At 72.4% G+C, this 13196-nt stretch carries 10 protein-coding genes; 4 read left to right on the top strand and 6 right to left on the bottom strand.

Features of this window, described 5'->3' with window-relative positions; genetic code table 11:
- Positions 1–118 precede the first annotated feature (118 nt).
- Positions 119–1042, top strand: a complete 924-nt coding sequence (locus tag OHB09_RS16890) for a D-alanyl-D-alanine carboxypeptidase family protein (RefSeq protein ID WP_407077330.1) — start codon at positions 119–121, stop codon at positions 1040–1042.
- Between the two features lie 228 nt (positions 1043–1270).
- Positions 1271–2227 (top strand): BRO-N domain-containing protein, encoded by a 957-nt coding sequence (locus OHB09_RS16885; RefSeq protein WP_328922185.1) that lies wholly within the window; start codon positions 1271–1273, stop codon positions 2225–2227.
- Positions 2228–2323: 96 nt separating this feature from the next.
- On the opposite strand, the gene OHB09_RS16880 is transcribed toward OHB09_RS16885, so the two are convergent.
- The 4 genes from OHB09_RS16880 to OHB09_RS16865 all read right to left on the bottom strand — a co-directional run bounded on the left by OHB09_RS16880 (position 2324) and on the right by OHB09_RS16865 (position 8282).
- Positions 2324–3811 carry a dihydrolipoamide acetyltransferase family protein gene (locus OHB09_RS16880; protein WP_006138557.1) on the bottom strand — a complete coding sequence of 496 codons (1488 nt, stop codon included), beginning with the start codon at positions 3809–3811 and terminating at the stop codon, positions 2324–2326.
- A 12-nt stretch (positions 3812–3823) separates the two neighbouring features.
- The gene (locus OHB09_RS16875; RefSeq protein WP_006138556.1) at positions 3824–4801 is read right to left on the bottom strand and encodes an alpha-ketoacid dehydrogenase subunit beta; all 978 of its coding nucleotides are present in this window, start codon (positions 4799–4801) and stop codon (positions 3824–3826) included.
- Position 4802: 1 nt separating this feature from the next.
- Positions 4803–6170 carry a pyruvate dehydrogenase (acetyl-transferring) E1 component subunit alpha gene (gene pdhA / locus OHB09_RS16870; RefSeq protein ID WP_191853971.1) on the bottom strand — a complete coding sequence of 456 codons (1368 nt, stop codon included), beginning with the start codon at positions 6168–6170 and terminating at the stop codon, positions 4803–4805.
- 504 nt (positions 6171–6674) lie between these two features.
- Entirely contained in the window at positions 6675–8282 is a 1608-nt protein-coding gene (locus OHB09_RS16865) for a protein kinase domain-containing protein (protein WP_093591239.1), read from the bottom strand.
- Between the two features lie 388 nt (positions 8283–8670).
- On the opposite strand from OHB09_RS16865, the gene OHB09_RS16860 reads away from it, so the two are divergent.
- Entirely contained in the window at positions 8671–10365 is a 1695-nt protein-coding gene (locus OHB09_RS16860; protein ID WP_328922184.1) for a Stk1 family PASTA domain-containing Ser/Thr kinase, read from the top strand.
- A 104-nt stretch (positions 10366–10469) separates the two neighbouring features.
- Here the strand turns inward: OHB09_RS16860 and OHB09_RS16855 are convergent, their stop codons facing one another.
- A complete protein-coding gene (locus OHB09_RS16855; RefSeq protein WP_040894187.1) occupies positions 10470–11009 on the bottom strand; it encodes a bacterial proteasome activator family protein in 540 nt (179 codons plus the stop codon).
- A gap of 696 nt (positions 11010–11705) precedes the next feature.
- Here OHB09_RS16855 and OHB09_RS16850 point away from each other — a divergent pair.
- A complete protein-coding gene (locus tag OHB09_RS16850; protein ID WP_328922183.1) occupies positions 11706–12125 on the top strand; it encodes a hypothetical protein in 420 nt (139 codons plus the stop codon).
- A 1-nt stretch (position 12126) separates the two neighbouring features.
- Here the strand turns inward: OHB09_RS16850 and OHB09_RS16845 are convergent, their stop codons facing one another.
- Positions 12127–13119, bottom strand: a complete 993-nt coding sequence (locus OHB09_RS16845) for an NAD(P)H-quinone oxidoreductase (protein WP_191853969.1) — start codon at positions 13117–13119, stop codon at positions 12127–12129.
- Positions 13120–13196: the final 77 nt, after the last annotated feature.

Here is a 13196-nt window from a genome sequence, read left to right as displayed (position 1 = left end):
ACGGCACATCCTTTTGTGCTACTTACAAGTCTGACGAAGTGGCGGCAGTCTCATCCGGCCGCCTCCCAGGGGCATTTCATCGCATCAGCGGGCGGAGGCAGGACATGCACCGCAAGCGATGCAAGACGACGCAATCGGAGCGTTCACGTTGATTACCGCCATTAGGGGCGCTCGGCTCCGCAGGACCGCCGCCGCCGTGGTCACCACCGGCGCCGTGCTGGCCACCGGAGCCCTCACCGCGGCTCCCGCCCAGGCCGTCACCAAGCCCTCGATCACCGCCAAGGGCGGGTTCGCGATGAACAGCGGCACCGGCAAGTCCCTGTACACCAAGAAGGCGGACACCCGGCTGTCCACCGGCTCCACCACCAAGATCATGACGGCGAAGGTGGTGCTCTCGCAGTCCAACCTGAACCTGAACTCCAAGGTCACGATCCAGAAGGCGTACAGCGACTACATCGTCCGCAACAACGCCTCCTCCGCCCACCTGATCGTCGGCGACAAGGTGACCGTCCGCCAGCTCCTGTACGGGCTGATGCTGCCCTCGGGCTGTGACGCCGCCTACGCCCTCGCCGATAAGTTCGGCTCCGGCTCCAGCCGTTCGGCGCGTGTGAAGTCGTTCCTCTCCAAGATGAACAAGACCGCGCGCGACCTCGGCCTGACCAACACGCACTTCGACTCGTTCGACGGCATCGGCAACGGCAGCAACTACTCCACGCCGCGCGACCTGACCAAGCTCGCGCGCAACGCGCTCAAGAACTCCACGTTCCGCACGGTGGTCAAGACCAAGTCCACCAAGCAGAAGGTGACCACCAAGAGCGGTGGCTACCGCTACATGAACTGGAGCAACACCAACCCGCTGCTCAGCGGTTACAGCGGCACCATCGGCGTCAAGACGGGCTCGGGACCGGAGGCCAAGTACTGCCTGGTCTTCGCCGCGACCCGCAACGGCAAGACGGTCGTCGGCACGGTCCTGGCCTCCTCCTCGGTCGCCAACCGCACCTCCGACGCGAAGAAGCTCCTGAACTACGGCTTCGCCGTCTGATCGGCCGACGGCGGCCCCGGCCACCGTCACGAAGGGGCCCGCCGTCCATGTCCGGCGGGCCCCTTCCCGTTGCCCGGCCCCCTCGCCGTCCGGCGAATCCCGGCGATGCACATCACGGGCGGCAGCGAAGGGCGAACTGGTGATCTTCCCCCGCAATCATGAACATCCCCGACCTGGCTGGCATATGCGCCTTTCCTCGCTCTAGCTTCCGCAGCGAAGGAGGTTCACATGAACGAACCGAGCAAGCGCCCCAGGCCCGCCGAGCGCCATGAGGCCATCGACATCAGCGACTTCGTGTACGCGGCGACCGGGGCCAGGATCCGCCGGCTGACCATGCCGGACGGGAGCCACTGGTTCCCGGCGGTGGATGTGTGCAAGAGGCTGGGCTACACCACGCCACGCAAGGCACTCCTCGACCACGTCCCGGAGGCCAACCGAGACAGTCTCGAGACAGTGACTGGAGGTCACGGTCTCGACATTCCCGCAGGCAGGGAGTGGCGCCGAGACCTGAATCTGATCGATCTGCAGGGTCTCGTCCGGCTCGTCAACGCCTGCACCAAGCCCGCCTGCGAACCCTTCAAGCAGTGGGCCGCGGAAGTGATCGAGACCGTGCAGAGGGAGGGCTCCTACAGTCTGGAGGAGGCCGCGGTGCAGCCCGCCGCGCCGGGTGCCCCGCTCGCCTACGCCATGCCGGAGCAGGTGGCCGAGGCGATCGTCCGGCTCGAGGCGCACAACCTGGAGGTGGACGAGGAACTCGCGGTGGCCAGGCGGGCGTCGCTGGAGGTGCAGCGGGAGATGCTGGCCGCGCAGCACGCGACCCTCGCCGCGCAGAACACCATCGCCCAGGCCATGGAGCGCATCGCGAACCGGCTGGACACCCTCGCGGTCACCCGCACCGCGCCCGGCGCCGCCCCGGGGGCGCGGACGAGTCTGGAGGCGGTGCTGGCCGACTGGCGGCACCGTCTCGCGGTGACGGAGGACGTGTGGGCCCTGGCCGTGGTGATCGCCCCGGTCCTCGTGGAGACGGGCGAGCTGCGCGAGCCGCTGGAATCGCTGGCCGCGCGGACGGGACTCACCGTGCGCCGGGTGAACGAGTGCCTGCGGCTGCTGCGCAAGCACGCCTGCATCCGCTCGCGGGGCGGCACGGACAAGGGCGCGCCGGTGTACGTGCTCAACCAGCCCTGACGGGCGGTCCCGGGGCCGTGAAATGACGGAAGGGGCGTCGCATCTCCAACATGCGGCGCTCCTTCCGTCTTTGGACAACTTACCGTGCCGGGCCGGTCACCCCCAGGTGATCAGCCTCTTCGGGCGTTCCAGGACCGCGGCCACGTCCGCCAGGACCTTGGAGCCCAGTTCGCCGTCGACCAGGCGGTGGTCGAAGCTGAGGGCGAGGGTGGTGACCTGACGCGGCTTCACCTTGCCCTTGTGGACCCAGGGCTGGAGCTTGATCGCGCCGACCGCCAGGATCGCGGACTCCCCCGGGTTGAGCAGGGGCGTTCCGGTGTCGACGCCGAAGACGCCGACGTTGGTGATGGTCACCGTGCCGCCCTGCATGGCCGCCGGGGAGGTCTTCCCCTCGCGGGCGGTGGCGACCAGTTCGCCGAGGGAGGCGGCCAGTTCGGGCAGCGTCCGGCTGTGCGCGTCCTTGATGTTCGGCACGATCAGGCCCCGGGGGGTGGCGGCCGCGATACCCAGGTTGACGTAGTGCTTGACCACGATCTCCTGGTTGGCCTCGTCCCAGGACGCGTTGATCTCCGGGTGGCGCCGGACGGCGACCAGCAGGGCCTTGGCGATCAGCAGCAGCGGGTTGACCCGCAGGCCCTCGAGGCCGTACTCGGCGGGGGACCGCTTCAGCTCCTCGACCAGCTTCATCGTCCGCGTCACGTCGACCGTCACGAACTCCGTGACGTGCGGTGCCGTGAACGCGGAGCCGACCATCGCCGCCGCCGTGGCCTTGCGGACGCCCTTGACGGGCACCCGGGTCTCCCGCGCGGCGTCGTACGAGACGGCCGCGGCGGTCGGTGCCGCCTGGGGGGCGGGCGCCGGCGCCGCCTGGACCCGGGTGGGGGCCTCGACCGGCGAGGGCGCTGCCGCCTTGTGGACGTCCTCGCGGGTGATGACGCCCTCGGGACCCGAGGGGGTCACCGTGGCCAGGTCCACGCCCAGGTCCTTGGCGAGCTTGCGCACCGGCGGCTTGGCCAGCGGGCGCTGCCCGCCGTGCCCGTTGAGCGCGGGCCGCTCCGGTTCCGCGGCCGGGGCGGAGGAGGTCTGCGCGCCCTCCTGAGCGGGGACGGTGTCCCGCAGCGCGGTGGCCGCGTAGAGCGTCTCCTCGGCGGGGGCCGCCGGGGCGGCCGGCGGTCCCGGCTGGGGCTTGCGCGGGCGGCGGCGGGTGGCGGACTCGGCGACGCCGTAGCCCACCAGGACCGGCTTGCGGCCGCTCGGCGCGGCGGGCTCCTCGGCGGCCGGAGCCGCCTCGGGGGCCTCCTGGACGGGCGCCTCCCCGGCGGCGCCGGCCACCGCGACCGCGATGATCGGCGTGCCGACATCGACGGTGGTGCCCTCGGCGAAGCGCAGCTCGCGCACCACCCCGTCGTAGGGGATGGGCAGTTCGACGGCGGCCTTGGCCGTCTCGACCTCGCACACCACCTGCCCGTCGGTGACCGTGTCACCGGGCTGGACGTACCACTTGAGGATCTCGGCCTCGGTGAGTCCCTCGCCGACGTCCGGCATCTTGAACTCGCGTACGGACGCGTCAGTCATCGTCGTCACGACCTCTTCTCCTCAGTACGCCAGCGAGCGGTCGACGGCGTCGAGCACCCGGTCCAGGTCCGGGAGGTAGGACTCCTCCAGGCGGGCCGGCGGGTAGGGGGCGTGGTAGCCGCCGACCCTGAGCACGGGGGCCTCCAGGTGGTAGAAGCACCGCTCGGTGATCCGGGCGGCGATCTCCGCGCCCGAGCCGAGGAACACCGGCGCCTCGTGGACCACGACCAGGTGGCGGGTCTTCTCGACCGAGGCCTGTACGGAGTCGAAGTCGAGCGGGGAGATCGAGCGCAGGTCCACGACCTCCAGGGACCTGCCCTCCTCCGCGGCGGCGTCGGCCACCTCCAGGCAGAGCTTGACCATCGGGCCGTAGGCCACGAGCGTCAGGTCGGTGCCCTCGCGGGCCACCGTGGCCCTGTGCAGGGGGCCCGGGATGGCCTCGGTGTTGACCTCGCCGCGGTCCCAGTAGCGCCGCTTGGGCTCGAAGAAGATCACCGGGTCGTCGCTCTGGATGGCCTGCTGCATCATCCAGTAGGCGTCCGAGGCGTTCGAGGGGGAGACCACCTTCAGGCCCGCCACGTGCGCGAACAGCGCCTCGGGGGACTCCGAGTGGTGTTCGACCGCGCCGATGCCGCCGCCGTAGGGGATGCGGACGACGACCGGCAGCTTGACCTTGCCGAGCGAGCGGGCGTACATCTTCGCGAGCTGCGTGACGATCTGGTCGTACGCGGGGAACACGAAGCCGTCGAACTGGATCTCCACGACCGGGCGGTAGCCGCGCAGGGCGAGGCCGATCGCGGTGCCGACGATGCCGGACTCGGCGAGCGGGGTGTCGATGACCCGCTCCTCGCCGAAGTCCTTCTGCAGTCCGTCGGTGACGCGGAAGACGCCGCCGAGCTTGCCCACGTCCTCGCCCATGACGAGGACCTTCGGGTCGGCCTCCAGGGCCTGCCGCAGCGACTCGTTGATCGCCTTGGCGATCGCCATCTTCTCGGTCATCTCACTTGCCCCCTTCGGCGTCCGCGAACGACGCCTGGTAGGCGGCGAACTGGGCGCGCTCCTCGTCGACCAGCGCGTGTCCGTCCGCGTAGGCGTTCTCGAAGATGGCGAAGTGGTCCGGGTCCGGCATGGCACGGACCGCTTCGCGCACTCGCCTTCCCAACGCCTCGCTCTCGGCCTCCAGTTCCGCGAAGAACGACTCGTCCGTGTGGTTCGCGGCGGTGAGGTGGGCTCGCAGCCGGGCGATCGGGTCCTTCGCCTCCCAGGCGACCCGCTCGTCGTCGTGCCGGTAGCGGCTGGGGTCGTCGGAGGTGGTGTGGGCGCCCATGCGGTAGGTGAACGCCTCGACGAGCGTGGGGCCCTCGCCCCGGCGGGCCCGCTCCAGGGCCCACTTGGTGACCGCGAGGCAGGCCAGGACGTCGTTGCCGTCGACGCGGACGCCGGGGAAGCCGTAGCCCTGGGCGCGCTGGTAGAGGGGCACGCGGGTCTGCTTCTCGGTCGGCTCGGAGATCGCCCACTGGTTGTTCTGGCAGAAGAACACCACGGGGGCGTTGTAGACGGCGGAGAAGGTGAACGATTCGGCGACGTCGCCCTGGCTGGAGGCGCCGTCCCCGAAGTAGGCGATCACTGCCGCGTCGGCGCCGTCCTTGGCGACGCCCATGGCGTAGCCGGTGGCGTGCAGCGCCTGGGAGCCGATGACGATCGTGTAGAGGTGGAAGTTGTTGCTGTTCGGGTCCCAGCCGCCGTTGTTCACGCCGCGGAACATGCCGAGCAGGTTGGTCGGGTCGACCCCGCGGCACCAGGCGACGCCGTGCTCGCGGTAGGTCGGGAAGACGTAGTCGTCCGGGCGGGTGGCGCGGCCGGAGCCGATCTGGGCGGCCTCCTGGCCGAGCAGCGAGGCCCACAGGCCCAGCTCGCCCTGGCGCTGCAGGGAGGTGGCCTCGGCGTCGAAGCGGCGGGTGAGGACCATGTCCCGGTACAGGCCGCGCAGGTCCTCGGGGGTGAGGTCCGCGACGTAGGGGTCGTACTCGGCGTTCTTGACCCGCTTGCCCTCGGGGGTCAGCAACTGGACGAGCTGGTGCTCCTCGGCGGCCGTCCCCGTGCCGGCCGCCGGGGCGGCGGCCTTCTTCGCGGCGCGCGGCTTCGCGGCCGTCTGCTTGGCACGGGTGCCACCCGTGGTACCGGTGGCCTTGCCGGTGCGGCCGGTGCTCGCGGCGCGCTTGCTCCGGGTGGTACCGGCGGTCCCGGTGGTACCGCTGCCCTCCTGCGCCGGGGCGGCGTCCGCGCCGGCCCGCTCGGTGCCGGTGGCGCCGGCCTTGCCTCCGGCGCTGCGTCGCGCCTTGCGCGCGGCAGTGCTCTCCACGGTCACGTGTGCTCCTCCGTCGGTCCGGCCCCCGGGTTCGCCGGGTGCCTGGGGTCTCCCCGGCCCGTTCCGGACCCGGGAGAGCGGCTCGCCCGCTCCTGTGGGGCGCACGGGGTGGGTGCGGCCCGGTCGGGAACAGGCGTGACAGGTGCCCCGGCGAGCGCCCTGCAGAACAGCACGTTACCCAGTGCTTCACATTTCTGTGAAACCCCTTCTGACCTGCGATTTTGCTTGGGCTTCCAAGTAAATCGCGCAGTCGGCAACAGATGCTGGTCACAGCCTTGCAGGGGGCCGGAACAAGGGCACGTTATCCGGTGAGCCGCGTCACGTGAAGACTTCGCCGCCGGTGGGAGCGATGATCGCGGGCGCGACGGAAGTCGCCCGGAAACCCGGAAAAATCACCCGTTCCGCCCGTCGGGGCCCGAGGCGGTCGCGCGCGGGCCATGCGGGCGGGCCCCGGCCGCGGCGGTTCTGCCGCGGCCGGGGCCCCTGTCGTGCGTGTCGTGCCCGTCAGCCGTTCGCGCCCTCGTCCGAGCCCGCGCCCTCGTCGTCCCCGGATCCCGCGTTCCCGGCCGAGGAGGCCGGCGAGGACTGCTGGCCCGCCGGGGAGGACTGCTGGCCGGCCGGGGAGGACTGCCCGCCGTCGCCACCGTTGCCGCCACCGCCGTCGCCCTCGGGCGAGGACTGCTCGCCGTCCGGCTGGGAGGCGGTGTTCGACGGCTTGCGCGGATATTCGTTCGACTCCCGGCCGGGCTGCTCGTAGTTCGAGCCCGAGTTCGATCCGGTGTCGTCGTTCGAGGACTCCTCGCTCCGCTCGGCGCTCGGCGTCGAGTCGTCGTCCTTGTCCTTGGTGGACTGGGTCGCCGCCGGGGACTTCTTGGTGTCGCCGCCGTCCCCGCCGCCGCCGGAGTTGTTCAGCGCGAGCGCCACGCCCGCGACTATGGCGATGACCGCGAGGGCCGCGAGGATCCACAGCTTGCCCCGGCCGCTGCCCCGGTTGCCGCGTCCCTCGAAGCCGCCGTCGTCCCCGCCGCCGCCGTACGGGGGCAGGATCGGCTGCGGGACGACCGTGGTGCCCGAGTCGGCGGGGTGCGGCAGCACCGTCGTGCCGGCGAGGCCCGCGGCCGGGGTGTGCCGGCCGTCGGGTCCGACCACCGGGCCGGTGTTCCAGGTGCCGGTGTGGCCACCCTCGTCGTAGAGCATCTGCAGCCCGTACTGGACGAGCCCGCGCATCTCCTCCGCCGTCTGGAACCGGTCGTCCGGCTCCTTGGCGAGCGAGCGCATCACCAGTCCGTCGAGCTCGGGCGGGCAGCCGTCGGAGGTCTGGGACGGGGGCACCGGCATGTCCTGCACGTGCTGGTAGACCACCGACAGCGGGGTCTCGCCGACGAAGGGCGGGCGCAGCGCGAGGAGTTCGTAGAGCAGGCAGCCGGTGGCGTACAGGTCGGAGCGGTGGTCGACGGCCTTGCCGAGCGCCTGCTCCGGGGACAGGTACTGGGGGGTTCCCATGACCATGCCGGTCTGCGTCATCGTCGTGGAGGCGCCGTGCAGCGCGCGGGCGATGCCGAAGTCCATGACCTTGACGGCGCCGTTGTGCGTGATGATCACGTTGGCCGGCTTGATGTCGCGGTGCACGATGCCGTGCTGGTGCGAGTAGGCCAGCGCCTCCAGGACGCCGGAGACGATGATCAGCGCCTGCTCGGGCCCGGGGGCCTCGGCGTTGAGCAGCAGGTCGCGGATGGTGCGGCCCTCGACCAGCTCCATCACGATGTACGGAACCGACTGGCCGCCCACGACGTCCTCACCGGAGTCGTACACGGCCACGATGGCGTGGTGGTTGAGACCGGCGACGGACTGGGCCTCACGCGTGAAGCGGGCCTTGGAGACCGGGTCCTCGGCGAGGTCGGCGCGCAGCAGCTTGACCGCGACCGTCCGCCCGAGCCGGACGTCCTCGGCCGCGAACACCTCGGCCATGCCGCCCCGGCCGAGCCGGTGGGTCAGCCGGTACCGGCCGTCGCCGACCAGGCCGCCGTTGCCCCAGTTCTCCGGTGTCTCCGACATGCCGCCGCCACTCGCCTCGGGGTCGGACGGGCCCTGGGCGCGCTGCGTCTGTGCCATCAGTCCTCGCCGTCGTTTCTGCCCGCGGTCTGCGCGGTGGTTGTCACGGTCTTCCGTCGGGTCACGCTACAGGCTCCGCGCGAGGCGCCTGTCCCCGTTGGATTTCGAGTGGACCGGCCATGAAACCGGTCGCCGGTGTCCGCGTGCAAATTCCGTGTGCCGGGGGTACGGCTGCTGTAACGCTTCCGCGACGCTTCTTTCGCGTAGGGTCACGGAACGGGCACCGAGCTTGACGTGTCGGTGCCCTGGGGCAGACTTGGCCGGGAATGAGCCAGTCGATCAGTAATCAGCCAGTCGCCCGGTCGGGAGCGCACCGGTCGGGGGCGGGCGGGGAACGCGGGAGCGGGATCCCGCCCCGCCGCCGCGACGCCGATGGGGGACGCAGAACATGAGCCAGGACGGCCAGGGCCGGTACGCGGGGCGATCGGTGGCCGGCGGCCGCTACCAGCTGCGTGATCTGCTCGGCGAGGGCGGCATGGCCTCCGTGCACCTCGCCTACGACTCCGTGCTCGACCGGCAGGTCGCCATCAAGACCCTGCACACGGAACTCGGCCGGGAACAGGCCTTCCGTGAGCGCTTCCGGCGCGAGGCGCAGGCCGTGGCGAAGCTCACGCACACCAACATCGTCTCCGTCTTCGACACCGGCGAGGACACCTCCCTCGGCGAGGGCTCCGGCGGGACCGGCGCGCCGACGCCGTACATCGTCATGGAGTACGTCGAGGGCCGCCCCCTCGGCTCGGTGCTGGAGTCGGACGTCCAGCAGTACGGCGCGATGCCGGCCGACCGGGCGCTGAAGGTCACCGCGGACGTCCTGGCGGCGCTGGAGATCAGCCACGAGATGGGCCTGGTGCACCGGGACATCAAGCCGGGCAACGTGATGGTGACCAAGCGCGGCGTGGTGAAGGTGATGGACTTCGGCATCGCCCGCGCGATGCAGTCCGGCGTGACGTCGATGACGCAGACCGGCATGGTCGTGGGCACCCCGCAGTACCTCTCCCCCGAACAGGCCCTCGGCCGCGGGGTGGACGCGCGCAGCGACCTGTACTCGGTCGGCATCATGCTCTTCCAACTGGTCACCGGGCGGCTGCCCTTCGACGCGGACTCGCCGCTGGCGATCGCGTACGCGCACGTCCAGGAGGAGCCGGTGGCTCCCTCCTCGATCAACCGCTCGCTGCCGCCGGCGGTGGACGCGCTGGTCGCCCGCGCGCTGAAGAAGAACCCCAACGAGCGCTTCCCCAGCGCCGAGGCGATGCGCGACGAGTGCCTGCGGGTGGCGGCGGCGGTCAGCCAGGCCGCGCCCAGCATCGTGCCGGGCACGCAGACGCAGTCCGGAGCGGGCGTGGGGGCCGCGGTGTTCCCGCCGGTCGACCGCTCCTCGGCCCCCAACGGCCCCACGGGGCCGGTGCAGACGCCGTACCGGTCGACGCCGCAGCCGAACCCGTACGGGGGGCCGACGCCGGTGCCGGGGCCGCCGTCCCCCGCCTACGGCTATCCGCAGCAGGGTGGATACGGGACCCCGCCACAGCAGGCCGGGTACGTGCCGCAGCAGGGCGCCTCGACGCCTCCGCCGTACACGGTCGCGTCCCAGGGGCCCGCCGTGGGTTCCGGTGGGCCCGGCGGCTCCGGGAACAAGGGCAACCGGGGTGTGGTCATCGGGTCGGTGATCGTCTCGGTGGTCGCCGTCGTCGGACTGGTGACCACACTGATCGTCATCAACGGCGGCGGGGACAAGGACGACCCCGCCGGACGTGCCCGCGCCTCGGCCTCCGAACGGGCTTCGGGGGTGTCCGGCCACAAGGGCCCGGACACCACGAAGACGATCGAGAAGACGAAGTGCACCGAGCCGAGCACCTCGTACGACGACGCGGACCAGATCCTCGTGCCGAGCTTCCAGTTCAAGAACCTGAGCTCGGTGAAGGAATGCCTCCAGGCGGCCGGCTGGCAGTACGACGTCGTCCGCACCGACGAGAACACCTACGGCGAGGACACGGTCATGGACCAGTACCCCGCCGCCGACACGGACGTCGACCCCGAGAAGATGCCCAAGATCAAGCTGACGGTCTCCACGGGCGACCCAGCGTAGCCGGGCCCGCGCGGCGGCTCCGCCCCACGCACGACCGGCCCCCCGGGCCGTGAGGCACCCAGGGGGCCGAAGGTGTCCAAAGCCGCCGATCGGCGGCGGGTGGCTCAGAGGTAGGGCCCGCCGGACCGGCCGCCCTGGCGGAGGTCCTCCTCGCCCTCGCCGCCGACACCCGGCGGCAGGGCGCGCCGCATCTGCTCCAACTGCGCCCGCGCGGCCATCTGCTGCGCGAACAGCGTGGTCTGGATGCCGTGGAAGAGGCCCTCCAGCCAGCCCACGAGCTGCGCCTGCGCGATGCGCAGCTCCGCGTCGCTCGGCGTCACGTGGTCCGTGAACGGCAGGGACAGCCGCTCCAGCTCCTCCACCAGCTCGGGGGCGAGCCCGTCCTCCAGCTCCTTCACCGAACTGGCGTGGATCTCCCGCAGCCGCTGCCTGCTGGCCTCGTCCAGAGGAGCCGCCCGCACCTCCTCCAGCAACTGCTTGATCATGCTCCCGATGCGCATGACCTTGGCCGGCTGTTCGACCATCTCCGTCACCGGGACCTCGCGGGAGTCGTCGTCCCCGGTGCCGCCAAGTGCCATGCCGTCCTGGCCGACAACCAGGATCTGGGGGTTCTCCGGCGACCGTTCGTTCCTCGGCATCTCCATTACGCCATTGTCTCGCACGCCGCCGCGAGCCCACCGTGCCGCCCCCGGCTCCCCGGCCCGCCCGACGGGAGCGCTGCCCGAACGGGCGGCGCCGGCGTGCCGTACCGCACGGCCCGTGTGACGCTGAGGGCATCCGATCTTGGTGCCCTACGCGCACGGGAGGGGGCGAGGCGGGTGACTCCGTGGCCACGCAGCCGGCCGGCGCCCCCTCCACGGCCGCACGGCGGCCACTGCCCGCTCCGTGCCCTGCGCACGGCGGCCCTGTCCCTCACCCTCGCGACGGGCACGCTCCTCACCGCGGAACCCGCCTGCGCCGCCCCTTCGGCCCCGCTCCTGCACACGGCACCGCTGACGGCACCGCCCCGGGAACCGGCGCGGCGAGGGGTACCCGGGGAAAGGGACGCCCGCGAACAGCCCACGAGACCCGGAGCGCCGGCGCAGCCCGGAGCACCCGCGAAGCCCGGAGCACCGGCGAAGTCCGGGGAACCGGACCGCACGCCGCACCCCCCGACCCCCGGCCAACAGGCCCCCGCCCGGCCGCGGCCCCGGCCTCCGGCACCGGATCCGGCCGCCCCACCGGGCTCTGCCCCGCCCGGCAGGCCCGGCGATCACGGGCACCCGCACCACCCCGGCGGACCACCGGGAGCGGATGACGGGGCCGGACCGGGCACCCCGGGCCGGTCCCCCGAATCCCCCGTGCCCTCCCCGCACCGCCCCCGGCCCACCGGATCCGCGGGCACGGCCACCGTCCCGCCGTCCCCGGAGCCGTCCGGAACCAAGGAGCCCGACGACGCCGCGGGCAAGGAGCACCCGGCCCTCCCCGAGGCCCCTGGACCCTCCTCGCGCGGCGCCTCCGACGGCGCCGTCGCGGACCCCGACGACCGGACCGCGGGCGCCGGTTCCGATGCCGGCGAGGCCGAACCGAGCCGCCCCGCCGGGACCGCCACCGTGGACGAGGGTCCGGCCGACGCCGAGGAGCGGCCGCTCACCGCACCCCGCCGGTCCGCCGCCGCGCGCGTCGCCCGCATCCTGCCGCTGGGCGGCGGACTGATCCTCGTGGGGCTGGGGCTCGCCCTCGCGCTGTTCGCCCTCCGCGTCCGCCGCCTCAGGGGCTGAGCTACGGCGCGGGGTGCGGCGCCACCAGCAGCACCTTGCCGATGTGCCCGCTCTCCTCCAGCACCCGGTGCCCCTCGGCCGCCTCGGGCATCGGCAGCTCGCGGTCGACGACCGGCCGTACGTGGCCGTCCGCGAGCAGCGGCCACACGTGCTCCCGGACGGCCGCCACGATCGCCGCCTTCTCGTCCAGCGGGCGGGCCCGCAGCGAGGTCGCGCTGACCGCGGCCCGCTTGCCGAGCAGCGTGCCGATGTTCAGCTCGCCCTTCGTGCCGCCCTGCATGCCGATGATCGCGAGCCGCCCGTTGACCGCGAGGGCGTCCACGTTGCGTTCCAGGTACTTGGCGCCCATGTTGTCGAGGATGACGTCGGCCCCCGCCCCGCCGGTGGCGGCGCGCACCTCCTCGACGAAGTCCTGCTCGCGGTAGTTGATCAGGACGTCCGCGCCCAGGTCCGCGCAGAAGTCGAGCTTCTCCTTGGTGCCCGCGGTCACCGCGACCCGCGCGCCGACCGCCTTCGCGAGCTGGATCGCCATGGTGCCGATGCCGCTGGAGCCGCCGTGCACGAGCAGCGTCTCGCCGGGACGCAGATGCGCCACCATGAACACGTTGGACCAGACGGTGCAGGTCACCTCGGGCAGCGCGGCCGCCTGCCGCAGCTCCAGTCCCTTCGGCACGGGCAGCAGCTGGCCCACCGGGACAGCGACCTTCTCGGCGTAGCCGCCGCCGGCGAGCAGCGCGCACACCTCCTCGCCGACGGTGTGGCCGGACACCCCGGGGCCGAGGGCGGCGATCCGGCCCGCGCACTCCAGGCCCGGGTAGGCGGGGGCGCCGGGCGGCGGCGGGTAGAAGCCCTGCCGCTGCATCAGGTCGGCGCGGTTGACGGCGGTGGCCACCACGTCGAGGAGGACCTCGCCCTCGCCGGGTACGGGATCGGGGACCTCCGCCCACACCAGCGCCTCGGGTCCACCGGGTTCGGGAATCGTGATCGCATGCATGGGGCCGACGCTACTCCGCGCGCCTCCGCCCGCATCTCCGCCCCGAGCCCTCCCGGCCCCTGTGCCCTTCGCGGTCC

The sequence above is a fragment of the Streptomyces griseoaurantiacus genome (genome assembly GCF_036189845.1).
Taxonomy (GTDB): domain Bacteria; phylum Actinomycetota; class Actinomycetes; order Streptomycetales; family Streptomycetaceae; genus Streptomyces; species Streptomyces griseoaurantiacus.
The sequence above is the reverse complement of the archived record's forward strand: the minus strand, read 5'-3'. Positions and strand labels throughout refer to the sequence as shown.

What these genes read in the sequence shown, in the direction of transcription:
- OHB09_RS16875 (WP_006138556.1), bottom strand. Translation starts at nt 4,801, where the DNA reads ATGACCGAGAAGATGGCGATCGCCAAGGCGATCAACGAGTCGCTGCGG.
- OHB09_RS16890 (WP_407077330.1), top strand. Translation starts at nt 119, where the DNA reads ATGCAAGACGACGCAATCGGAGCGTTCACGTTGATTACCGCCATTAGG.
- OHB09_RS16845 (WP_191853969.1), bottom strand. Translation starts at nt 13,119, where the DNA reads ATGCATGCGATCACGATTCCCGAACCCGGTGGACCCGAGGCGCTGGTG.
- OHB09_RS16860 (WP_328922184.1), top strand. Translation starts at nt 8,671, where the DNA reads ATGAGCCAGGACGGCCAGGGCCGGTACGCGGGGCGATCGGTGGCCGGC.
- OHB09_RS16885 (WP_328922185.1), top strand. Translation starts at nt 1,271, where the DNA reads ATGAACGAACCGAGCAAGCGCCCCAGGCCCGCCGAGCGCCATGAGGCC.
- OHB09_RS16865 (WP_093591239.1), bottom strand. Translation starts at nt 8,282, where the DNA reads ATGGCACAGACGCAGCGCGCCCAGGGCCCGTCCGACCCCGAGGCGAGT.
- OHB09_RS16855 (WP_040894187.1), bottom strand. Translation starts at nt 11,009, where the DNA reads ATGGAGATGCCGAGGAACGAACGGTCGCCGGAGAACCCCCAGATCCTG.